Origin of the sequence: Allostigmatella hybrida (assembly GCF_020103775.1) — a bacterium.
Lineage (GTDB): Bacteria > Myxococcota > Myxococcia > Myxococcales > Myxococcaceae > Hyalangium > Hyalangium aurantiaca.
In genome coordinates this window covers 38,567-60,272 of sequence record NZ_JAHXBH010000037.1, presented here as the reverse complement: position 1 = coordinate 60,272, position 21,706 = coordinate 38,567, and the positions used below count along the sequence as shown (strand labels likewise).

21 protein-coding genes are annotated in these 21,706 nt (G+C 69.4%); all 21 read right to left on the bottom strand.

Features of this window, described 5'->3' with window-relative positions:
- Positions 1–45: 45 nt before the first annotated feature.
- Positions 46–1,782 carry an exodeoxyribonuclease VII large subunit gene (xseA, locus tag KY661_RS33475; RefSeq protein ID WP_225414054.1) on the bottom strand — a complete coding sequence of 579 codons (1,737 nt, stop codon included), beginning with the start codon at positions 1,780–1,782 and terminating at the stop codon, positions 46–48.
- Positions 1,779–3,524, bottom strand: a complete 1,746-nt coding sequence (locus tag KY661_RS33470; protein WP_225414053.1) for an FHA domain-containing protein — start codon at positions 3,522–3,524, stop codon at positions 1,779–1,781. The genes xseA and KY661_RS33470 overlap by 4 nt, the downstream gene beginning before the upstream one ends.
- A 39-nt stretch (positions 3,525–3,563) precedes the next feature.
- Complete coding sequence (locus tag KY661_RS33465) at positions 3,564–5,090, bottom strand: FHA domain-containing protein (protein ID WP_225414063.1); 1,527 nt, start codon at positions 5,088–5,090, stop codon at positions 3,564–3,566.
- Between the two features lie 21 nt (positions 5,091–5,111).
- Positions 5,112–6,002 carry a type II secretion system F family protein gene (locus tag KY661_RS33460; RefSeq protein WP_075008358.1) on the bottom strand — a complete coding sequence of 297 codons (891 nt, stop codon included), beginning with the start codon at positions 6,000–6,002 and terminating at the stop codon, positions 5,112–5,114.
- A 10-nt stretch (positions 6,003–6,012) separates the two neighbouring features.
- A complete protein-coding gene (locus tag KY661_RS33455) occupies positions 6,013–6,858 on the bottom strand; it encodes a type II secretion system F family protein (protein WP_225414052.1) in 846 nt (281 codons plus the stop codon).
- 50 nt (positions 6,859–6,908) lie between these two features.
- On the bottom strand, positions 6,909–7,721 hold the full coding sequence (cpaB, locus tag KY661_RS33450; protein ID WP_075008360.1) for a Flp pilus assembly protein CpaB: 813 nt from the start codon (positions 7,719–7,721) through the stop codon (positions 6,909–6,911).
- Between the two features lie 200 nt (positions 7,722–7,921).
- Positions 7,922–8,659 (bottom strand): hypothetical protein, encoded by a 738-nt coding sequence (locus tag KY661_RS33445; RefSeq protein ID WP_225414051.1) that lies wholly within the window; start codon positions 8,657–8,659, stop codon positions 7,922–7,924.
- Complete coding sequence (locus tag KY661_RS33440) at positions 8,656–8,889, bottom strand: hypothetical protein (RefSeq protein WP_075008362.1); 234 nt, start codon at positions 8,887–8,889, stop codon at positions 8,656–8,658. The genes KY661_RS33445 and KY661_RS33440 overlap by 4 nt, the downstream gene beginning before the upstream one ends.
- The gene (locus tag KY661_RS33435) at positions 8,886–9,644 is read right to left on the bottom strand and encodes a hypothetical protein (RefSeq protein ID WP_225414050.1); all 759 of its coding nucleotides are present in this window, start codon (positions 9,642–9,644) and stop codon (positions 8,886–8,888) included. The genes KY661_RS33440 and KY661_RS33435 overlap by 4 nt, the downstream gene beginning before the upstream one ends.
- A complete protein-coding gene (locus KY661_RS33430; protein WP_225414049.1) occupies positions 9,641–10,441 on the bottom strand; it encodes a hypothetical protein in 801 nt (266 codons plus the stop codon). Before KY661_RS33430 ends, KY661_RS33435 begins: the two co-directional genes overlap by 4 nt.
- On the bottom strand, positions 10,422–11,612 hold the full coding sequence (locus KY661_RS33425; protein WP_225414048.1) for a TadE/TadG family type IV pilus assembly protein: 1,191 nt from the start codon (positions 11,610–11,612) through the stop codon (positions 10,422–10,424). Before KY661_RS33425 ends, KY661_RS33430 begins: the two co-directional genes overlap by 20 nt.
- Complete coding sequence (locus KY661_RS33420) at positions 11,609–13,699, bottom strand: TadE/TadG family type IV pilus assembly protein (protein ID WP_225414047.1); 2,091 nt, start codon at positions 13,697–13,699, stop codon at positions 11,609–11,611. Before KY661_RS33420 ends, KY661_RS33425 begins: the two co-directional genes overlap by 4 nt.
- 3 nt (positions 13,700–13,702) lie before the next feature.
- Positions 13,703–14,671, bottom strand: a complete 969-nt coding sequence (locus tag KY661_RS33415) for a TadE/TadG family type IV pilus assembly protein (protein ID WP_083423315.1) — start codon at positions 14,669–14,671, stop codon at positions 13,703–13,705.
- A 55-nt stretch (positions 14,672–14,726) separates the two neighbouring features.
- A complete protein-coding gene (locus KY661_RS33410; protein ID WP_225414046.1) occupies positions 14,727–15,923 on the bottom strand; it encodes an anti-sigma factor family protein in 1,197 nt (398 codons plus the stop codon).
- Positions 15,920–16,570, bottom strand: a complete 651-nt coding sequence (locus KY661_RS33405; protein WP_225414045.1) for an RNA polymerase sigma factor — start codon at positions 16,568–16,570, stop codon at positions 15,920–15,922. The genes KY661_RS33410 and KY661_RS33405 overlap by 4 nt, the downstream gene beginning before the upstream one ends.
- 56 nt (positions 16,571–16,626) lie before the next feature.
- Positions 16,627–17,034 carry a DUF2085 domain-containing protein gene (locus tag KY661_RS33400; protein WP_225414044.1) on the bottom strand — a complete coding sequence of 136 codons (408 nt, stop codon included), beginning with the start codon at positions 17,032–17,034 and terminating at the stop codon, positions 16,627–16,629.
- Position 17,035: 1 nt separating this feature from the next.
- Positions 17,036–18,031 (bottom strand): ABC transporter ATP-binding protein, encoded by a 996-nt coding sequence (locus KY661_RS33395; protein WP_225414043.1) that lies wholly within the window; start codon positions 18,029–18,031, stop codon positions 17,036–17,038.
- Positions 18,028–19,020 carry an ABC transporter ATP-binding protein gene (locus KY661_RS33390; RefSeq protein ID WP_225414042.1) on the bottom strand — a complete coding sequence of 331 codons (993 nt, stop codon included), beginning with the start codon at positions 19,018–19,020 and terminating at the stop codon, positions 18,028–18,030. Before KY661_RS33390 ends, KY661_RS33395 begins: the two co-directional genes overlap by 4 nt.
- 39 nt (positions 19,021–19,059) lie before the next feature.
- On the bottom strand, positions 19,060–20,019 hold the full coding sequence (locus tag KY661_RS33385; RefSeq protein ID WP_225414041.1) for a GspE/PulE/PilB domain-containing protein: 960 nt from the start codon (positions 20,017–20,019) through the stop codon (positions 19,060–19,062).
- A 9-nt stretch (positions 20,020–20,028) separates the two neighbouring features.
- Positions 20,029–20,781 carry a GspE/PulE/PilB domain-containing protein gene (locus KY661_RS33380; RefSeq protein WP_225414040.1) on the bottom strand — a complete coding sequence of 251 codons (753 nt, stop codon included), beginning with the start codon at positions 20,779–20,781 and terminating at the stop codon, positions 20,029–20,031.
- A gap of 92 nt (positions 20,782–20,873) precedes the next feature.
- Entirely contained in the window at positions 20,874–21,701 is an 828-nt protein-coding gene (locus KY661_RS33375; protein WP_225414039.1) for a DUF4292 domain-containing protein, read from the bottom strand.
- Positions 21,702–21,706: the final 5 nt, after the last annotated feature.

Genomic DNA, 21,706 nt, shown 5'->3' with positions numbered 1-21,706 from the left:
TCTAAAGGACACCCTTGCCCGGGGCCAGCCTGGACTGTACGCCCGTCAGCAGTCCGCCGGCCCCTTCACGGCGGTGACGGTGGCTTCGACTTCCTCGCAACCGCCGAGCGTCCGGGCGCCGTTGTTGGCGAACTTGATGCCCAGCAGCGTGCCCGGCTGCACATCGGAGATGGAACGCACCACCGCCCCATCGCTCTTCCGGAAGGTGACGGCATAGCCCCGGGACATGACCTTCAGCGGGCTCAGCGCGTCGAGCTGCGCCGCCAGCCGCTGGAAGCGGGCCTGGGACTCGGAGAGCACCTGGGCCTGGAGGGCAAGCAGGCGGGCCCTGCCGGCGGCCACCCGGGCGCGCTCCGCGGCCACCCGCAGGGTGGGCGAGGCCCGCTCCAGCCCCAGCCGTCCCTTGGCCAGCTCCGCCCGCCGGGAGGCCACGCCCTGCCGCAGCGCCTCCTGGAGCCGGGCCGACAGTTGCAGCAGGTGGGCCCGCTGTTCACCCAGCCGGGCCTGGGGGCGGGCCCGCTGGAGCCGCTCTTGGAGCCCCCGGAGCCCCTCGCGCTTCATGCGCAGCGCGGGGCGCAGGGCGCGCATCATCTCCTCGAGCTGCTCGGACAGGTGCAGGCGCTCCTGCCCCAGGCGCCGGCGGGGGTCCACCAACCGCCCGGCCAGGTGCCCCTGGCGCTCGCGCAGCTCCAGCAACCTCCGCTCCGCCGCCTGGCGCAGGCGCGCGGCATGGGTGTCCAGCGTCAGCTCCAAATCGGCGAGCACCGGGGCCAGCCGCTCCGCCGCAGCGCTCGGCGTGGGCGCCCGGTAGTCCGCCACGAAGTCCGAGATGGTGAAGTCGATCTCGTGCCCGATGGCCGACACCACCGGCACCGGCGAGGCGTGAATGGCCCGCGCCACGGCCTCCTCGTTGAACGTCCAGAGGTCCTCGACCGAGCCTCCGCCGCGGGTGACGACGATGACGTCCACGTCCGTGCGGCCCAGGCGCGCGATGGCCCGGGCCACCTCCGCCGCGGAGCCCTCGCCCTGCACACGCGCATCACACACCAGCACGCTCATGCGCGGGTGGCGCGAGGACAGCACGCGCAGGAAGTCCTGGAGCGCCGCGCCCGTGCGGCTCGTCACCACGCCGATGCGCCGGGGCAGGAAGGGCAGCGGGCGGGGCGGACGGATGCGGCGGCTGCCGATGAGCCCCTCGGCCGCCAGCCGCTCCTTGAGCTGCTCGAAGGCCAGCGCGAGCGCGCCCTCCCCCACCGGCTCCAGCTTCTGGACGATGAGGCTGTAGCGGCCCTGGGGCGCGTACACATCCACGCTGCCCTCGGCCACCACCTCCAGGCCATCCCGGAGGGCAAAGCGCATCCGGGCGGCCTGCGAGGCCCACAGCTTGGCATCGATGGAGGCCTCCACGTCCTTCAAGGAGAAGTAGAGGTGGCCCCGCGCGTTGGCGCCCCGGAACCCGGAGACTTCTCCCCGGACGATGACCCGCGGGTAGCGCGACTCGATGGTCTCCTTGAGCTGGCGCGTAAGCTCGCCCACCGACAGCACGGACCGCGCGGCACGGGGCGGGGCCCCAGGCAGCGAGGGCAGGAGCGTGGACGCCTCGGCCACCGGCTCCGGAGGCTTCGCGGACGTAGGGGTCTTCCCCGGGAGCGTCGCCTGGGCCGCGGGCTCCTTGCTGGCGGAGGCCTGCACGGGCAAGGGCGCGAGGACGCCCCCGAACAGATCCCCCTGCCCCGCCTCCTCGGGAGGCCCGTCTCCCGCCGCACCCCGGCGCCGCTTCATCTGGAGATCTTCTCGAGCCAGGTCTTCGCCTTCCCGTGCGTCTCGTCATCCGCCGGCGTCATGGAGATGACCTCCTTGAACTTCGGGATGGCGTCCTCGGGGTTGGCGTCCTTGAGGGCGTAGGCCTGCATGTAGATGTCCTTCGCCTTCATCCTCAGGTCGTTGAGCAGGTTGGTGGCCCCCACATGGCCGGGGTCGGCCTGGAGCGTCCGGCGCGCGTACTCCACGGCGCGCGCCCACTGGCCCGACGTCTTCGCGCTCGAAGCGCTCTTGTAGAAGATGTTCGCCGCGCGCGTGCCGGCATTGCGCGCCATGGTGCTGGGCCCGCGGCCTTCGGTGATCTCCTTGTCGAGCGCGAGCAGGCGCGAGAGCCCCTTGGCGTCCAGGTCCTCCATCCGCTTGTAGAGGGAGCCGAACTCCGTCATGTCCTTGAGGATGGACTTGCACTTGGGCGTCTTGGAGACGCACGTGTTGATGAGCGCCACCGCGCCCGACAGGTCTCCATCGACAAAGCGGGTGACGCCCTGCTCCCAGGGCTTGCCGGGGTTGGGCGGGGGCGGCGGCGGGGGCGGCCGGTCGCGGATCTCGATGAGCCGCACGGCCTCCTCGTTGAGCAGCTTCGCGTCGCGGTGCGACTCGAAGGCCGCCAGCACATCGTCGGTGATGCGCTTGGCCTCATCGATCTGCTTCTGATCCAACAGCTTGCGCGCCTCGCGGGCCTGCGCGTCGCCGGCATCCCGGAGGCTGCGCTTGAGCAGGCTCACCTGCTCGAACATCTGCGTGTCCTGCGTCACCTTGGCCAGCTCGGCATGGGCCACGCCCAGCTTCTTCTCCTTGAGCGCGGTGCTGGCCGCCGTGAGGTGCTTCTGGTTGGGAATCTCCTTCTCGGCCCGGTCCAGGTAGTCCTTCAGGCCGCCCATCTCGGGCTCCAGGGACTGGAGCTCCAGGAGCTTGTCCCGGGCTTCGATCCAGCGGCCCTCGCGCACCAGGTTCTTCGCCTCCTGGAAGATGCCCCCAAGCTGGGCGCGGCGGTCCGCCTCGAGGCGGGCCTCGTTCTGGCGCTGGGTGGCCAGATTGCCCTGGCGGACCTGCAGGGCCACGAGCCCCAGCACCGCCAGCAGGGCCACGCCTCCAATGGCCCCCATGAGGATCTTCTTCTTGCGCGCCTCGACCGGGTCCACCGGCTTGGGCGGCGTGGCCCGGGACGAGCGCACGCGCTCGGGACGGGAGGGCCCGGGCCCGGAGGCCCCGGCGGAGGGGCGTGGCCGCGAGGGCGCGGGCGCGAGGGGCACCATCATCGTCGCGTTGGACATGTCCGAGAACGTCACCTCGGTGTCCCCCAGGGTGATGATGTCCCCGTTGCCCAGCGGCACCTCGTCGGTGATCGGCTCACCGTTGACGAGGGTGCCGTTGCCGGAGCCCAGGTCGCTGACCTTCCACCCGCTGTCATCGCGGCGCAGCAGGATGTGGTTGCGCGAGACGGAGGAGTCCTGGATGCAGATGGCCGCTTCCTTGGAGCGCCCGACGACGTACTCCTCCTCCAGCAGCACGAACTCCTCGCCCTCCACGGGCCCGGCGGACACCACCAGCTTGGCGGCACCCGAGGACGGGGAAGGCGTCCGGGCGGGCGCGGAGGTGCCCGCCCGGCGCGCGGGCCGCTGCGCCCCAGTCCCACCCGGAGCGCCGCCGGAGGAACTGCCAGAGGCCGAGGGCCTTCTGCGCGGCGGAGGAGAGTTCGACATGACGAGTCACCACTTCCTGCAAATACGGGGGGTACGAGCCTACATCGGCAGGCCGTACTCGACAGCCTTCTCGATGGCGAGATTGTGGCAGCGATGCTCGGTGGTAGGGAAGCGCCTCTTGACTTCCTCCACGGTGAACACCGCCCGGTCGCCATCCCGGAACTGCACGCTTCGCTGGAAATCGAGCATCAGCTTGCGGCACTGCTGGTCCAGCTCGGCGCCCGTCTGCATGAGCGCATGGCGGACGTCCTGGTACAGCTCCGGCTTCTCGTCCAGCGCCTCCAGGGTGAGCCACGCCGAACGGTAGGCCTTCCAGGCCTTGAAGAGGTTGTCCGAGCCCACATCCCTCAGCTCCCGGAAGCGCCGCCCCTGGCCCTCCTCTTTACGGGCCTTGGCCAGGAGCTGCTCGGGGGGCAGCTCGGGCACGGGGATGACCTCCACATACACGTTCCAGATGCGCCAGCCCTCGCGGCCCGGGGGGTTGAGCACGTTGTCGAAGACGATCTGGTTGCGCTCGCTGCGCTTGAGCAGCGGAATGGCGAGGAGCTGCTCGATCTCCCGCTCGGCGGCGGTGGCGGTATCGGGGGGCACCCAGCCCTGCTGAACACCGTTGAGGCTGATGCTCACCTCCTCCTCGGAGATGAAGTTGGCCTGGTAGTGCAGCACCACCACCGCCCGGGTGGGCGAGACGAACTCGAACTCGAACGCCTTGAGGTCCGGGCGTGTCCACACCACCCCTTCGCCCAGCCCGAAGGACTCGGTCAGGGGCCGGAGGCTCAGCACCGAGGGCTCTGGCCCCAGCGGCCGGGAGCCCCCCTCGGGCCGGAACACCGCCGCGAGCATGAAGGCAATCGTCCCCACGAGCAGCGCCGCGGCCCCGCCCGCGAGCACCTTGCCGCGGGGGGAGAGCTGGCCCCAGGCCAGCCGGAGCTGCCCGCCCAGCGTCTTGCCCAGCTGCCGGCGGAGGCGGGCCCGCTCCGCGGCGGACATCGCCCCAGGCACCGGCTTCGCGGCCGGGCGCGCGGGCACCGGCACGGGGGGCCGCGCGGTGCGCAGCGGCAGGGGCATCTCGATGAGCGTGGGGGCATTGCCCGGGAGCCGGCGGGCGGGCTCGGGCTCCTCCGGAACCAGCACCTCCTCGGTGACGGTGCGGTGCGGCCCCGTGTCCTCCGCCTCGATGACGCGCATCTCCTGCTCGGTCTGGGCGCGGGTCAGCCGGGCCGTGGGGCGCGCCGGCGGGGCCTTTGGGGCCTCGGGCGGGGGCACCACCACGGGCCGCTCGGGGGCCAGCGGGGTGAAGACGAACTCCACCGGCCCCACGACGAGCCGGTCCCCGCCCCGCAGCTCCTGCTCCTTCTGCTGGGGCAGCGGCTTGCCGTTGAGCAGGGTGCCGTTGGCGCTGCCCAGCTCCACCACGAAGTACTTGCCGCCCCGCGCGAGGATGCGCAGGTGGCGGCGGGACACACCGTGCTCGTGCAGGACGATCTCGTTCTCGGCGGCGCGGCCGATCCGCACCTCGTCCTCGTCGAAGGAGATCTCCTGCCCTTCCTGGGGCCCTCTCGCGATGAGCAGCCGGACCCCCAGGGCCTATCCTCCGACGTTGCCGAACATGAACTGGAAGACGATGGGCCCGAAGAGCACCATGAACACCGTGGGGAAGATGCAGGCGATGAGCGGGAAGAGCATCTTCACCGGCGCCTCGCCCGCCAGCTTCTCGGCGCGCTGCGTGCGGTCGATGCGCATCTGCGTGGACTGGATGCGCAGCACCTTGCCCAGGCTGGTGCCCATCTTGTCCGCCTGGATGAGCGCGGTGACGAAGGTGGTGAGCGGCGGCAGGTCCACCCGGAGGATCATCGCCTTGAGGGCCTCCTCGCGCGTCTTGCCCATCTTCAGCTGCTTGAGGACGATCGCCATCTCCTCCTTGAGCGGGCCCGCCTTGCCCTTCTCCACCACCTTGGAGAGTGCCGCGGTGAAGTCCAACCCCGCCTCCACCGACAGCGTCAGCAGGTCCAGGTTGTAGGGCAGCGCCCGGGAGATGGCCAGATGGCGCTTCTTCACCTGATCGTTCACCCAGATCATCGGGTAGTACAGGCCGAACAGGGCGGCCGTGAGCGACCACGTCAGGTTCTGGGACAGGGCGCTGGCGGCGAACAGGCCGATGAGCAGCCCGATGACGAGGCCAATCTCCTGCAGGGCCATGATGTCCTCGGGCTTGTAGCCCTGAGGGTCGCCGGCCTTGATGAGGTTGCGGCGCATCTTGGACTCGTAGCCCGGCCACATGATGCGCCGGTTCATCGCGCCCATCTTGCGGATGGCCACCGAGCCCGCGCCGCGCATGCCGCCCGCGGACTCCTCGGCGACCTCGGAGACGAAGCCCTGGAAGAAGTTGTTGTAGATGCCGATACCGAGAAAGCCCGCTGCCGCGGCGGCGAACATCGCCGCGCCGGCCAGCAGGATGGAAGTGAAGATGTCCTGCACGGCCGCCTCCTTAGATGTCGATGTTGACGATGCGGCGGATGATCAAGATGCCGAGGATTTCCATGATGGCGATGACGGTCACCAGCACGTAGCCGAACATGTGGTCCATCATCGGCTCCATCAGGTCGGGCCGCATCGAGTTGAGCACCAGGCCCAGGATCGCGGGCATGGACGCGACGATCCACCCCTGCAGCTTGCCCTGGGAGGTGAGCGCGTCGATCTTCCCCTCCAGGCGGAAGCGCTCGCGGATCACCATGGAGATGGTCTCGAACATCTCCGCCATGTTGCCGCCCAGCTGGCGCGAGATGTTGGTGGACACCACGACCAGCTCCAGGTCGTCACTGCCCACGCGCTTGCCCATGTTGATGAGCCCCTCTTCCAGGGGCACGCCCAGCTTCACTTCCTTCACGAACAGGCCGAACTCCTGCGACAGCGGCGGCAGCGCCTCGCGCGCCACGTGCTCGATGGCCTGCGGGAACGTGAGGCCCGCCTTGAAGGCGTTGGCCATGGCCTGCAGCGCGTCCACCAACTGCACGTTGAACTTCTTGATGCGGCGCTTGCGGTAGTACTTCACCAGCAGCATCGGCAGGAAGAAGCCGAAGATGGTGGCCCCCACGCACAGGATGGGGTTGAAGACGATGTAGGCCAGAATGCCCAGAAGGCACATCGACGCGACGTTGAGGATCAACATCTGCCGCGGATCGATGAACAGGAACATGTCGCTCAAGTCGTTCATCGACTTGGCGACGTAGCGCTCCTGGTATTGCTCGTAGGCCTTCGCGAGCACGGTGAAGATCACCAGGCTGAAGAAGAAGACCGAGCCGGTGACGAGGAGGAGGACGATTCCTGGCAGCATGCGCGAACGTTCCCTCTAGCGGGCTGGACGCAAGGTGGTGGACCTGGTCATCACGGCTGGGCGGTCGCGCTCTTCTCGCCCGCGCCCTTGATGATCTGGATGATTTCCCGGCGCTTCTGCTCCAGCACGCGGGTGCGCTCGCCGGACAGCAGCGTGCTGATGGTGGCGCGGCCGCGCTCCTCGATGAGGTCCACGTCGTCCTCGTTGCGCAAGGACAGCGTCAGGTTGCCCAGCTCCGAGGCCAGCACCAGGATTTCCGCCTCCTCCGGGATGACCAGCAGCGAGATGTTCGTGTAGTCGCGCTGGTTCTCCGGGATGAGGTTCACGTTGGTGGTACCGGTAATCTTCCCGGTGGCCAGCACGATGACGTTCTGCAGCAGCGTCACCGCCACGTTCTCGTCCGTCTGCGGATCGCGGAAGGTGCCGATGACGTCCACGTGATCGTTGGGCCGGATCCAGCCGCCCACGGAGGTGGTGGACTTGGCCTCGATGGTGACCGCGCGGCCCTTCTTCTGCACCTTGGTGGACAGGCGCTCGGCGGCCTTGGTCGTCTCGAACTGGCTCCAGAGCAGCGGATCTCCCGCCTGCAGCGGCACGAGCACCTTCTGGTTCACCACGTAGTTGGCCGAGTCCGGCTTCACCACGGAGGAGGTGACGAACTGCTCGGGCACCGAGCGCTGGGAGATCATCTCGAAGGAGATGACCGTGCCTTCGGGAATGTCCTGGGCGGCCACCACCACGGGGACCAGGTTCCAGCCGCGGCGCACGTCGGATTCCTTCTTCTTGATGGCCGAGTAGGCAACGATACCGGCCAGCAGGCCCAGCACGAGTGCGACAACAAGCGGGGTCTTTCCCTTCAGCATTGCTCGGAACCTCTGACTGGCGAGGGAGTCGGATGACGGGGACGCGGAGAGCGTCCAAACCGGGTGGGATGCTACCCGCCTGCTCTACTGAGTGTCAAAACTGTCGCACTGGACGCCCGCGTAACTCCTCGACATTCGAGGCATCGACACCTCGTCTGCCCGCCTGGAGGGTCTGCTCCGTTGTCTGCTTGGCCGCCTACTCAGGGAGGAGGCTCCACGGGGGCTGCGGGCAGATCGGGATTGTAGAGGCCCCGTAAGACGAGGGCCGCCCCGGTGTCGTCCCGGAGCACGGTGGGCTGTCCCCGCTCGAGCCCCACGAGCCGCAGCTCGAAGGCGGCGCCATCCGGGGAGACGTAGACGAGCATCGACCCCGGAACGAGGGGCTCCGGCCGCGCCTCCGGCGAGGCGGTCCGCAGGGCCTGGGGGGGAACCTGCCGGAAGCCCTGGCTCCGCACCGGAATCCTTGCCGTCCCAGCGTGCTCGAGCGCGGCGTGCCACGGCGCCTCGGCGGTGGGGACCTCCCCCCGTGTCTGGAGCTCCCCCACCATGGCCCGCTGCACGCGCTGGCCCCACTGGATCAGCGCGATGTTGAAGGCCGGTTCGGACGGAGGCTCCGGCGGGGGGCTTCCCGCGGCGCCGAGCACGGCGCTGACGCCTCCCCCGAGGATGAGCCAGGAGGCCATCAGGGGCGCGGAGCGGCCCCGGACGAGGGCCCACGCCAGCCGCGCCCCCCCTGCCCCCGCCAGGACCGAGCCGAGCAGCAGCACCGGCCGGGGCGGCGTCCCCAGGTGGTAGGGCACCCGCAGCGCGGAGAAGAGGTGCCGCCAGTCCGGATGGGCGGCGGCCACGGCCCCCGCGGCGAACCCGAAGAAGACGAGGGCGTGGAGCCACCGCAGCGCGGCGGAGGAACGCCCGGAAGCCGCCGGAGGCCCGGTCACGGGAACGGCAGGTTCAGCACGAAGTAATAGGAGTCGTAATAGATCTGGTACGAGCGGAGGAACAGGTCGATGACGTTCATCTGCTGGTCCTCGCTCCACTTGATCTTGACCGAGGCGCCGATGACGAGCGCCACGAGCAGGACCCAGTTGAGCATGGAGTACTCGAGCATGGCCTGGCCCCGCGCGCGGTGGCGGCGCAAGGAACGGCGCGGCGGCGTGGGGGACTTCATGGGGCCTCCTCTTCCAGCCAGGGGAGCTGCGGGAACGCCTTGTCCACATACTCCAGACGCACCTGTGGTGTCTTCGCGTCCGGCAAGAGCATGCGCGGCTTGGCATCCACGCCGTACTCCACGGCCTCCAGGGCGTGGGCGATGCGGGGAATCTCGATCTTGACCAGCTGGAGGATGGGAATCTCCCGGCTCAGCCAGGTGCGCTTGACGACCGTGCTCCGGTAGACGACCTCGATGGGAACGGCCGTCACCGTCCCCGCGGGCGTCATCAGGCGCGTCTCCGCCCCCGAGCGCACCACCGTCGCGGAAGGCCCGCCCGGGGCCGGCGCGGCCGGGGGACGCGGCGGGCGCTTGGCGAGCACCTGCTCAAGCGCCTCGGGGGAATACTCCTGCGGCCGGTCGAAGCCCATCGCGGCGATGAGGCGGGTCACCCCTCCGGCATCGAAGGCCCCCCCCTGCCCGCGCGCCACCAGCATGCGGATCTGCGACAGGGGGGCGCGCATCGCCGGGTGGGTGCCCATCTCCATCTCGACCCAGAGCGCATCGCGCCCGAGCCGGTCCTTCTCCTCGCCCACCACCGCCAGGCGCCAGTAATGCACCCGGGCGCCCCCGCCATCGAGCCGGTACGTCACCCAGTCTCCCACCTGGGTGGTGCGCAGCCCCTTGGCCATGTGGTCCAGCAAGGACTTGCCGGGCATCGCGGCCGAGGCGGATGCCGCGCCGAGCAGAAACCCCATCAGCACCCAGGCCTTCATGGCGCACCCCCCGGGCGGGCCTGTGCCGCCTTCTGTTGCTGCTCCCAAGCCTGCCGGCTCTGGCGCACGGCCTCATCGTTGGGCACGGCATCCGGGCGGTCCGAGCCCAGCCACATCTGCAGCAGCGCGGTCGTCTCGCCCTCCACCCGGCTGAGGGTGGTGACCACCTGCTCCCCGTTCCGGGCATGCTCCAGGGTGAAGCGCTCCTCACCGCCCAGCTTGCTGCCCGTCTGGCGCACCAGCGCGAAGCCCTGCTGCGTCAACCCCTCGGACACCTGCCGGCGCACCTCGTCCAGCGCGCCCTTCACGAGCGAGGAGCGGCTGCGCGAGCCGCCTGGGTCATCCCGCGTGGTGATGTCCTGGCTGAACAGCGTGCCCTCCAGCTTCACCAGGCCGGGGGTCTCCTTGCGCGGGGCGCGGACCCACAGGTCTCTCAGCGCCGAGAAGCCCACCGTCTTGCCCAGGTGCCTGCGCAGCACCACGCCGCGCTGCAGCCCCTCGCGCGTGTAGAGCGCGGACACCACGGCCTCCTCGCGCAGATCCCCTTCCACCACCGTGGGGTAGCCCAGGCCGCGCCAGTGCTTCTCGAAGTAGGTGGCCACCTTCTCCATCGAGTCGTCCGTGGTGAAGTAGGCCAGCCGGTAGTACTCGCCGGCGATGACGAGATCCTTGCCGATGCGGGTGTGCACGGCCCCCGGGTAGACGGGCAGCTCCTGCTCGGCACCCGCGGTGAGCGCCACCAGCAACACCCCGAGGAGCCCCAGCCGGTGGAGCGCGCTACTCGCAGTTGACCACATTGAGGTTCTCATCCCCCCGGTGGGACACCCGGGGCGCGGAAGGGTCATCGGACTGCGCGTTCTTGCAGCCCATGAAGTAGTCCCCGCGGGCCTGGAAGATCTTGATGTACTGCGAGCGCTCGTAGGGCTGATCCCGGAAGGGCGCGGTGTCGAAGCACTTGGGCCGGGGCCAGTCGAGCTGGGAGAACTTGTCCAGGTTGTTGAGCCCGCCCTCGGCATTGGCCGGGTAGGCCTCCACGCCCGTCTGGGGACCGATGCAGTCACGGCTCCACTCCTCGTCCTCCCCGGAGGGGGTGGGGCCATAGTTGTGCGAGACGACGAAGGTGCCCAGGAACGCCGGGGCCACCTGGCGGATGAACTTCTCGACCTGGGCGAGGATCCCCACATGCTCGGTGAGCTTGTCGTGGACGCCCAGGAACACCATGCGGCTGACCTGCTGGTAGAGGCCATGGGGCATGTCCTCGCTGCCGCCCCGGTGCGCGCCCGCGCGCCGTCCCCGGATGACCGCGTCGCCGCCGTCCTCCATCGTCCAGGCATCCGCATACAGGGAGTAGCGGCTCCGGAGCGCCAGGCTGTCGAGCTGCTGGCCTCCGAACATGTCCGCCTGGAAGAAGCCGTTCGGCGTGCCCTCGTCCAGGTAGTTCTTGGGCAGGAGCACGTTGTTGAAGCGCATGCTCACGTCCGAGGTCACCCAGCCCTTGGTGTTGAAGTCCCACTCCCCCAGCATCCCATTGCCGGCGCGGTTCAGCGCGCCCACCACGTCGCTCGCCAACCCCTCGTCCGAGTTACCGAGCACCAGCCCCTTCTCGAAGAAGCCAATCTCCTCGTTGGCGAGCGTCCCCTGCACGTCGGCGTACCGGGCGACGAAGTTGCCTGGCAGGGCGTTGGGCTCCACGGAGTCCATGTCCTTGTAGCGCTCGAGCGCCTCGGCCATGGCCTCGCGCTGGGCCACCTCGAAGGCCTCGGCGTGCTTGGCCTTGGCGAAGTCGCTCAGGGTGTAGCTCGTCATCTCCCAGGCCGCGTAGCGCGCCAGTTCCTGGAGCTTGAGCTTCGCCCGCACCAGCTCGGTAAGGTACATGCTGAACATCAGGATCGCCACCAGCACCGGGACGATGAGGGCGAACTCGACCGTGGCCGCGCCGCGGCGGGCGGATGGGCGCAGGGGGCTCAATGGGTGATGACCTTCTGCGGCATGTCCCTCAAGACACCGGGCAGCCTGTCCACCATCTGCCCCACGAACGGCAGGGTGTGCCGCCCCTGGTAGACAGACGCGAGACGCGGGCGCCAGTACGGGTTGAAGAAGTTGGGATGCTCGGCCCAGTTGCCGGGGCGGTGGTAGTACGTCTGCCCGCGGGCGACGACATTGAGCCCCTCGATGACGGACAGGAACTTCATCCGCTTGTTCTGCATCTCCAGTGTGGGCGTGGTGGCGCTGAAGCGCCACTGCACCTTGCCCTCGTCATTCAGGAGCGCGGGCGCATTGGAGCCCGTGCCCGCGTAATCGGCGCCGCCCGCGTTCGTCACCTGCTCGGGCGTCTTGTGGAGCAGCACCCAGGTGGAGGGCTGGTTGAAGTCGTGCTTGTAGCGCTCGGCGGCATTCTCGGAGTCGGGCGCCCCGCCGCACGTGTCCCCGTACTGGCCGGGCTCGAAGTGCATGAACGGCACGAGCCCCTTCCAGGGGTGGTTGCCATCCTCGGCGGGCATCACGTTGGCGGTGAAGACGTCCATTTTCGGGGCGAGCGGCGGGCAGATTCCCGCCACCTCAATCGCGCACACCTCCTCCCGGTGCACGCCCACCTCGGACTCGGGGCCACTCGGCCGGTACACCCGCTTCCAGGAATCCCCCGTGGGCTGCATGGTGTGGTGGACACGCCAGTGCACGCCACCGTTCTCGTGGGAGCCCTCGGACTCGTTCATCGCCCAGATGCTGGTCTTCGTCGGGTGCTTGAACGGCAGGTAGTCGCTCTTGCCCTCCTTGTAGCCCTCGCGCGGATCGCCCCAGCACTCGCGGGGGTTGTCGCTGTCCCGGCAGGCCAGGGGGTTGCGCAGCCCCGGGAAGTTCGCCGGACCGAATTTGATCCAGTAGAGGTCATCGGAACCCAGGTTGTCGCCCTGGGCCAGCGCGCCGAGCGTGGGATCGATGCCGTCGTTCCAATCCCGGATCGTGTTGCGCGGATCGTAGGGCTTGGAGGTCTTGCGGATCTTCGCGGCGTTGGGGTTGTTGTAGGTGAGGAACCGGGTCTGCCCGTACTTGCCGAAGCTGAAGATGGGGGTGTCGATGTCCGAGTTGAGCAGGTCGCGGATGACGCCCAGGCCATCGGGCAGGGGGATGAGGTCCCCGAGCTTGCGGGAGGTGATGAAGCCCTCGGGGCAGGCGCCGCCGTTCGCGTCACAGCCGTAGCGCGTGCCATTGGTGATGGTGGCCATGGCGCGCTTGGCCCGCGCCTCTTTCTCCGAGTGCCGCCACTTGGTGGGATCGATGGGGGTGAAGGGATTGCGCCCCACCCCGCCCTTGTCCACGTCGAGGGGGCGGGTGCCCGCCTCGCGGAAGTGGGCCTGGTCGAACAGGCACAGGCTCATCGCGCCCGCGGCGAGCTGGCCCAGCTTGGGGTCCACGTTCTTGTCGTTGGCGTAGATGACCGTGTCGGTGGTCTGCGCCACGTGCGTGAGGGTGGAGGCCATCACGGACTGGGAGGCGAAGAACATCACCCCGTTGAGCACCCGGTGGGTCGGTATCACGATGCGCCCGATGAGCTTGTCAGGGTTCAACGTGCGCAGCACCGTCTGGAAGCCCTGGATGAGCGTCTTGAAGACGCCCATGAACTTGTCGATCACCTCGAGGACCATGCCCACGTAGGGCAGCTTCTTGAGGATAGGACAGGCCACCTTCCAGAAGAGCCCATCGGCATCCCCTGAGCAGGGGTTGAGGGTCCGCATGAACCCGTAGATGTCGGTGATGAAGGCCTCGGCGAAGTAGATGAGGGACAGCAGCGACTGCCACATCATGGCCGAGACGTAGTGGGAGACCTGGGTGCGGTTGGCGTAGGCGTAGAAGTTGAACGCGCGCGCCTCCATGGCCGCCATGGAGTAGGCGGCCGCGTCGGCCGTGTTCTGCAGCCGGACGCGCTCGTGCACGGTGTGGCCGATGTTCACGGTGGTGGCCACCGCGATGGCCAGCACCAGCACCATCAACGCGGCCATCACGAGGGCCTGGCCCTCCTGGCGCTGCATGCTCTGACGAAGAACCCGGGTGAACATGGTCTACAGGCCCCAATCCGGGTTGAGGTGGAGGATCCACTTGCGGTGGAAGTTGGATTGCATGCGCAGGGTGTACGTGGCCGTGAGCGGCAGGAAGTAGCGCTTGCCCACCACGTTGGAGACGAGGGGAATGCTGCCGTTGGCCAGCCCCCAGAGGACCCACATCTCCGGGGGGTAGACGCTGTTGTAGCCCCGCTCGTGGGAGATCCCCCGGGCCATGCCCTTGAGGGCCTCGATGTCCGCGTTGGGGTTGAGCATGTTGGTCTTGGCCAGCGTGGGCCGGTCGATGGCGCCCGACAGGGCCACCCGGGCGTTGGAGGCGTACCAGGCGGTGAAGATGACCCAGTTGGCGAACGGCACGCGCAGCTCGTACCAGTAGCGCAGGCGGATCGTCAGCCGGGTGGCCTTGCGGTAGACCGTCTCGGCGTCATCCGGCTCGGGCAGGTTGAAGAACTTGCGGAGGTTGTCCTCCAGCGCCGGGACTTCCGGGTAGCTGGCGGCCCCGTCGAAGTCCAGCTCCTTCCAGTTGTACCCCTCGCGCAGCTTCCAGATGGTGTCGATGGGGGTGAAGTACGCCGGGTTGATGGTGTCCACCCGGATCATCCCGAAGAGGTTCGAGCCGTTGAAGGACGCGGGCGGCTGCACCCCCGAGGCCCCCCACGCGAGCCTGCGCAGGGCCTCGTCGTAGAGCTGGTGCATGCCCCAGGTGGTGGCCAGCGTGGCCAGCGAGTCCGTGCGCCCCATCGTCGGCAGCAGGGCGACAATGGCCGCGTCGTGCATCCGCTCGTTGTTGCCGTTCCACACGCTGCCCGCGCGCGCCGCCTGATACGCGGCGTACTCCGTCATCAGCTTCGCATGCTGGATCATCGTGAGCTGCACGATGCCCAAGGTCATGAAGACCATGAGCGGCATGATCAGCGCAGCTTCCACCGCGGCCTGCCCCGACTCCCGACGCGACACCCCTGAAGACATAAGCCCCATTATCCCGGGACCGGAACGGGAGTTGCATCGGTCATTTGGCCTGGACTCATGGAGCGGGGACAGGGGGCGAGGCCTTGTCCGTGCCCGGCTGGGCGGGAGCCTCTTGAAGCAGGCGGCGGCGGGCCTGCAAACCGGCCGGGGAGCCAGGCGCCTCCTTCACGACGAGGGAGCACGCCTCGATGGCGGCCTCGCGGCGGCCCAGGGCGAACTCCGCGTCACAGAGGCGGGCCAGCAAGTTCCAGCGCTCCTCCCCCGTGGCCCCATCGGCCAGGGCCTCGCGCAGCAAGGAAGCATCGAGGACGCGCTTACCGTCCTGGCGGGCCACGATGGCCTGCTGGGACATCTCGGTCTCGGCGGGGGCCCGCTTGGCGGGCGAGGGAGCCCCCGCGGAAGCCGGGGCCTTGGACGCGGAGGGCTTGGACTTGGACTGACGGGCCCGCCCCTCGCTCAAGCGCAGCGACGAGGACGCAGGGGCACCATACGCCCCGTCATCATACGCCCCGTCCTTGTCGTAGGGAGCAGGCTCGGGCGCAGCGGCGGCGACAGGGGCAGGAGGCGGAGGAAGGGGCCCATTGTCATCCGCGGCCATCCCGAACGATTCACTCTCGGCGTTTTCCTCGGCCACGAGTTGCTTGGCCTTGGAGGCCGTGCCTCCCTTGCCCCCCCGCGCCCAGTCGGCCTTCTCCATCTTCTTCTTCAGCTCGGGGACGTCCTGGGCCATCTCCCGCCGGGCGCCGCGGGAGATCTGTGGCATCTGCGGCTCCGCGGGGGCCCCGGGCGCGGGCGCGGGCGCGGCACTGGGCATGAGCAGGTCCGCGGGCGGCGGAGCGTCCTCGGCCATGGGGGCGGCCACCGTCTTCTGAGCCTGGGCGAACTCGGGCTGGAGGTTCACCTGCTCGCTCACCCGGAGCGTGATGACGCCAAAGACGCACACCGAGGCAATGCCCATGACCGGGACCGTCAACCGCCGCCACAGGCTCTGCTTGGGCGAAGGGCCCTGGGCCATGCCGCGGGCGGACTGCTGGGCGTAGGCCAGCAGCGAGTCCAGGCCCGCCTCGGGCGCGGGCTCCATGCCGAGCTGTGAGAAGGCCGAGCGGACGCCCCGGATGCTGGCCAGGGCCTCGCTGCACCGGGGACACCCGTCCAGGTGGGACTGCACCGCGCGGGTCTCCTGGGGGGAGAGCTCGCCATAGGCGAAGTCGAGGAGCCGGTCCTCGTGGGCATGGGGGTTCTGGGGCTTCATCCCGCCACCGTCTTTCCATCGTCGGCCAGGTCCCCGTCCACCCCCAGCTCCGTCAGCCGCCGGCGCAACCCCTCCAGGGCGTAGCGCATCCGGCTCTTCACCGTGTTCTCGGAGACGCCCGTCACCTCCGCGATGTCCTTGAAGGCAATGCCGCTGTACTCACGCAAGACGAAGACCTCGCGCTGCTCTTCCGGGAGGCTGGCCAAGGCCTGGGACAGCAAGGGCCGGACGCGCGCGTTGTAGGCGCCCCGCTCCGGGCCCATGCCCGTGTCCGGCAGGGCCTCGCCCAGGGTGCGGCCCTCCTCGGCGCCCGCCCCACTGCCCGCGGGAGCCTCCAGCGAGGCGGCTTGCCGGTAACTCTCTTTGCGAGCGCTGTCCACGCAGAGGTTCCTCGCGATCGTGTAGAGCCAGGTCGTGAACTTGGCCCGCGGCTTGTAGTCCCGGGCGTTGCGAACCACCTTCAACCACGTCTCTTGCAACACATCCTCGGCCCGGGCGGGATGCCCGGTGAACCGGAGGATGAAGTTGAAAACCGGCATCCGGTGCCTGCGCACCAGTGCCTCGAACGCACGGGCGTCTCCCGCCTGGAACGCGAGCATCAGCCCCTCGTCTGAGGTTTCCGGTCCCAAGACTCCCTCGCAAGCCACCGGCTCCTTCCCTTCCCTGCCACCGCTGTCTTCAACGGTTCAGGGGAGCGTTGGGTCTAGCCGGGCCGTGGCCTTCGGTAAGTAGCGAGAATGACAGGCAGCGCGACCGCTGTCACCAGCGCTGCTTGCGCCCATAACACGGTGGGCAGCGGGCGCTGCACATGAACGTAGAGAGACCGGCCGAGCGCCACGCCCAGGAGCACCCCCGTCAGGGTGCGCACCGCGTTGTGGCCCCCGGCGGGCCGGAAGCGCCCCACGGCCCAGTCCACCAGGGCCGGCAGCGTGAGGCCGAGCACCACCGGCACGTCCCACCGCCAGTCCAGGGGCGCCCGGAGCCCGAAGAGCCCCACCAGGACGGCGAGCAGGACGGGATAGGTGCCCAGACAGCGGGCGCACAGGCGGACCCCTCCCACCACGTAGGTGCGGTTGTACTCGTCTTCGCGGTGGTGGCTGAGCCAGAACACCTCAAGGACCTCCTTCGGGGCGGGCTTCGGGCTCGGCCAGGAAACACGCCGCCGTGTGTCCCCCTTCCAACCGGTAGAGCGGAGGCGTCTCGCGGCGGCAGCGCTCGAAGGCATGGGGGCAGCGCGGGTGGAACGCACACCCGGGGGGCGGCGCCAACGGTGAGGGCACATCGCCCTGGAGCAAGATGCGCTTTCGCGGGCGCTCGGGGTCAGGCACCGGCACGGCGGACAGCAAGGCCTGGGTGTACGGGTGGCGGGGGCGGCGGTACAGGTCCTCGGCGCGGGCCAGCTCGACGATCTTGCCCAGGTACATCACCGCCACGCGCGTGGAGATGTACTCCACGATCTTCAAGTCATGCGCGATGAAGACGTAGGTGAGCTTCAGCTCGCGCTGCAGGTCCACCAGCAGGTTGATGATCTGCGCCTGGATGGACACGTCGAGCGCGCTGATGGGCTCGTCGGCGATGACCAGGTCCGGCCGCAGGGCGATGGAGCGCGCGATGCCAATGCGCTGACGCTGGCCGCCGGAGAACGCGTGGGGGTAGCGGTCCATCGCATCGCGCGGCAGCCCCATCAGATCCACCAGCGCGAGCACCTTCTCCTCGCGCTCCCGGCCCTGGGCCAGCCCGTGGATGGCGAACGGCTCGCCGATGAGCTCCCGCACCGTCAGGCGCGGGTTCAGCGAGGCATACGGGTCCTGGAAGATGAGCTGCATGCGCCGGCGCAAGGCGCGCATCCGCCCCGGCGGCAGGCCCGTCAGCTCCTCGCCCTCGAAGCGGATGGAGCCCGAGGTGGGCTCGATGAGCCGCAGCAGGCTCCGGCCCAGGGTGCTCTTGCCACAGCCGCTCTCCCCCACCAGCCCGAGCGTCTCGCCGCGCTCCACGTCGAAGCTCACGCCGTCCACGGCCTTCACCGTGCCCTGCACGCGGCCCAGCAACCCTCCGCGCACCGGGAAGTGCGTCTTCACCTCGCGCACCTGAAGCAGGGGGCCGCTCATGGCGCGGGCACCGGGTTGTGGCAGGCGGCCGACTGGTCCTCCCGCTTGGGTTCCAGGGGCGGGTCCACCTGGGCGCAGAGGGGGAGCGCCCGGTCACAGCGCTCCCGGAAGCGGCAGCCCCCCGGCAGGCGGCGCAGGCTGGGTACCATTCCGGGAATGGCCCTCAGGCGCCTGCGCTCCCCTCCCCCCTCCACGTCCTGAAAGGACGGGATGGAGCGCAGCAGGCCCGCCGTGTACGGGTGGGCGGGCCGGGCAAAGAGCGCCTTCACCGGGGCCTGCTCCACCACGCGGCCGGCGTACATCACCACCACCGCGTCACAGCTCTCCGCCACCACGCCGAGATCATGGGTGATGAGCATCACCGCCATCCCGCGCTCGGCCTGCAGGCGCTTGAGCAGCTCGAGAATCTGCGCCTGGATCGTCACATCCAGCGCCGTGGTGGGCTCGTCCGCGATGAGCAGCTCCGGGCCGCACGCCAGGGCCATGGCGATCATCACCCGCTGGCGCATGCCCCCCGAGAGCTGGTGAGGGTAGGCCTCCACGCGCTGCTCCGGCGCGGGGATGCCCACCTGGCGCAGCAGCTCCACGGCGCGCGCCCGCGCCTGCTTCCGGTCCAGCCCCTGGTGCAGCCGCAGGGGCTCGGCGATCTGCTCGCCCACCCGGTACACGGGGTTGAGCGACGTCATCGGCTCCTGGAAGACCATGGCCAGGCGGTTGCCCCGGACGCGGCGCATCTCCTCCTCGGAGAGGGCCAGCAGGTTCTGTCCCCGGAAGCGGATCTCCCCGCCCACCACCTGGCCCGGCGGGTCCGGCACCAGCCGCATCACGGACAGGGCGGTGACGCTCTTGCCGCAGCCGCTCTCCCCCACCACCCCCAGGGTGCCCCCGGCGGGAATGGAGAAGGACACCGTGTCCACGGCCATCACCGGGCCCCCCTCCACGGAGAACCGGGTCTGCAGGCCTCGGACGTCGAGAAGGGGCTCGGGCATGGGCAGGGCTCGGAGCGGAAGAACAGCCCGGCGGCCCGCTTACTTCCGGACCAGCTCGTCCAGGAACTCCTGCTCCTGGATGACGCCCTTTTGGATGAGCAGGCGGATGAGGGCCGCCACCATCTGGGCCGGCATCACCTTCTGGGTGACGGTAAGCGGCTCCTCGCCCTTGGACAGGCGCTCGAGGTTGTCGAGCACCTGCAAGTCCTCCTCGGAGAAGTTCGGCGGGCGGTTGGGCTCCGGGGGTTTGACGTTCTTGGCGGCCCCTCCAAACACCACCACCGGCACCCGGGGCAGGCCCGGATCCTCCGGGGGGGGCGGGGGCGGCCGGTCCTTCGCGCGGGGCCCGGTGCCGAGCAGATCATCGATGAAGTCCGCGCTGGTCTCCTTGGGAGGATGCGGCGGCCTGGCGGGAGCGGGCGACAGGACGGGCGGCGCGGCCCGGGGCGCGGGAGGACGGCCCTCGCCGGCCCACGCGCCCTGAACCGCGTCGGCGCCCCGCTCGATGCGCATGGGCCCGTCGCCATCCTCTTCCAGGGAGGTGGCCTGGATGATGTCCAGCCGCTCCCCCCGGGCCAGCACGAGCGCGTTGTCGATGTCGTCCGAGGCGGCGACGTACACGCGCAGCGGCTTGCGGACCTGGAAGCGCAGCTCATCCACCAGCGCCACGTCCCGGGGGTCCTCCACGGCCACGTGCAGCCGCTCGGTCTTGCCTTCCCCCTCCAGGCGGAACGGGACGATGCGGTGCTCGGACTGGAAGTCCACCGACAGCAGCGCCGTCACCTGCGGGGAAATCTCCGGCAGCTCCACGAAGGGCATGTCGAACTGGGTGGCCAAGCACCGCGCGAGCTGCGCGGGCGTGATGAGGCCCATCGACACCATCACCGAGCCCAACCGCTGGCCCTTGCCGTAGTTCCGCTTCTGGGCCATGGCGGTGCGCACCTGCGCCTCCGTCACAGCCCCGGACTCGACGAGCAGTTCGCCGATCTTCTTGCGCATGGGCAGAGCCTACCGCTTGACCTTGGCGATGTACTCCTCACGCGTGAAGATGCCCTTCTCGATGAGCAGCTCCACCATGGCCTTGAGCGCGGCGACCTCCTTGCGCTGCACCTCTTCCACCGTCTTCAGCAGCTCGACGGGGCTGCCCGAGCTGGGGCGGACCGCCGGGGTCTCCGTCGAGGGCCGGGAGGGGGGCGCGGGCCGGGCCGCGGGCGCCGCCTGAGCCGCCGCGGCCGCGCCGTCCACGTCCTTCATGTTCTTCACCAGGGTGCGGCCCTGGGCGTCCATGACCTTGAAGTTGGTGTCCGCCTCCCCCAGCTCCCCGCCATCCTCGTACAGCCGGGCGAAGGCGCGCGCGATGGACGTGCGGCCCGCCACGTTGGGCACGATGCGGCAACGGGCGATGGCGCGCAGCTCGTCCAGGTGGCGCACGTTGAGCGGATCGGCCACCGCCACCACCAGCGTCTTGCCGTCATCCCGGAGCTGCAACGGCAGCACCGCGAAGTCGCGCGCCGTCTGCGCCGGAATCTTGGCGCGCACGTGCGGAGGAATCATCTGCACCGCGTCCAGGTTCACCGCGGGGATGTTCAGCTGCTTGGACAGGGCCCGGACCAGGATGTCCTCGGACACCAGGCTCATGCGCACCAGGATCTCTCCCAGCTTGCCGCCCCACTTCGCCTGCTCCGCCAGCGCGGCCTTGAGCTGGCTCTCCTGGAGCACGTTCGCTTTGATCAGCAGTTCGCCAAGCTTGATCTGTGCCATGTCACATCCGGGGGGGAAGTCCTGGGTCCCCGTCAAGTCTCCATGTTAAACCCAGTTCGGGCTTTGCCGCGCATTTCCGGCCGCGGCGGGCGTCACGCGCCGGGCGGTCCCCCCTCCGGGGAGGGAGACGCGGGAGCCACCTCCCGGCCCCGCGCGTCCACCTCTACCACGCGCGCTCCCTCGGGCGGAGCCAGTTCGAAGAGGGTGAGATCCGGCGGCGCGTTGAGCGTCACATCGCTGTAGTTCAGCCGCAGCTCCGTGCGGGCCATCTCCGCCTTCAGCTCCACCTGGGTGGGGAAGACCTGATTTCCCTTCTGCTTGAAGTCCTCGAAGAACAAGTCGTAGCCCCGCCCGCCCCGCACCTCGCTGCGCACCACGCGGCGGTGCTTCGGGTGGATGTAGAGCGTCTGCGTCACCTCGCCCCGGTAGAGCGTGAGCACGTAGAGGCGCTGGTCCGCATCCAGCGCCAGCGTCTTGCGCTCGGCGGGGATGAACGGCACCTGTCCAAGCATCAAGGCCACCAGTTCCTCGCTCGGCAGCACCACCGGGAGGAACCGCGAGACGTTCTCGGGGCTCGCGGGCCCCTGGTAGAACACGTTGCCCTCCGTCTGGTAGAGCCCGAAGCGTTGGCCATCCGACACGAGCGCCGCCACCGGCCGGTTGAAGAAATCAGCACTCTCCAGGTGAACCAGGCTCGGCCGGGAGATGGCCACGAACAGGGACAGGGTGCCGTTGCCCTGGGGAGAGGCCACCCGGATTTTCGCGTCCCCCTGGAGCGTCACCACGTTGGCCTGCGCCTGGGACGTCACCTGGAAGAGGGCCTCGGGATCCTCGATGCGCCCCTCGGGACCAAACTCGATGCGCTTGGGGCACCCCGAACAAACGGCCACCAGGAAGATTGCTGCGGCTGCGCGGTTCATGGCTT

Excerpts from the sequence above, each read along its gene's own strand:
- xseA (WP_225414054.1), bottom strand. The coding sequence starts at position 1,782 with ATGAAGCGGCGCCGGGGTGCGGCGGGAGACGGGCCTCCCGAGGAGGCG.
- KY661_RS33470 (WP_225414053.1), bottom strand. The coding sequence starts at position 3,524 with ATGTCGAACTCTCCTCCGCCGCGCAGAAGGCCCTCGGCCTCTGGCAGT.
- KY661_RS33455 (WP_225414052.1), bottom strand. The coding sequence starts at position 6,858 with ATGCTGCCAGGAATCGTCCTCCTCCTCGTCACCGGCTCGGTCTTCTTC.
- cpaB (WP_075008360.1), bottom strand. The coding sequence starts at position 7,721 with ATGCTGAAGGGAAAGACCCCGCTTGTTGTCGCACTCGTGCTGGGCCTG.
- KY661_RS33440 (WP_075008362.1), bottom strand. The coding sequence starts at position 8,889 with ATGAAGTCCCCCACGCCGCCGCGCCGTTCCTTGCGCCGCCACCGCGCG.
- KY661_RS33435 (WP_225414050.1), bottom strand. The coding sequence starts at position 9,644 with ATGAAGGCCTGGGTGCTGATGGGGTTTCTGCTCGGCGCGGCATCCGCC.
- KY661_RS33430 (WP_225414049.1), bottom strand. The coding sequence starts at position 10,441 with ATGTGGTCAACTGCGAGTAGCGCGCTCCACCGGCTGGGGCTCCTCGGG.
- KY661_RS33420 (WP_225414047.1), bottom strand. The coding sequence starts at position 13,699 with ATGTTCACCCGGGTTCTTCGTCAGAGCATGCAGCGCCAGGAGGGCCAG.
- KY661_RS33415 (WP_083423315.1), bottom strand. The coding sequence starts at position 14,671 with ATGTCTTCAGGGGTGTCGCGTCGGGAGTCGGGGCAGGCCGCGGTGGAA.
- KY661_RS33410 (WP_225414046.1), bottom strand. The coding sequence starts at position 15,923 with ATGAAGCCCCAGAACCCCCATGCCCACGAGGACCGGCTCCTCGACTTC.
- KY661_RS33395 (WP_225414043.1), bottom strand. The coding sequence starts at position 18,031 with ATGAGCGGCCCCCTGCTTCAGGTGCGCGAGGTGAAGACGCACTTCCCG.
- KY661_RS33390 (WP_225414042.1), bottom strand. The coding sequence starts at position 19,020 with ATGCCCGAGCCCCTTCTCGACGTCCGAGGCCTGCAGACCCGGTTCTCC.
- KY661_RS33385 (WP_225414041.1), bottom strand. The coding sequence starts at position 20,019 with ATGCGCAAGAAGATCGGCGAACTGCTCGTCGAGTCCGGGGCTGTGACG.
- KY661_RS33380 (WP_225414040.1), bottom strand. The coding sequence starts at position 20,781 with ATGGCACAGATCAAGCTTGGCGAACTGCTGATCAAAGCGAACGTGCTC.
- KY661_RS33375 (WP_225414039.1), bottom strand. The coding sequence starts at position 21,701 with ATGAACCGCGCAGCCGCAGCAATCTTCCTGGTGGCCGTTTGTTCGGGG.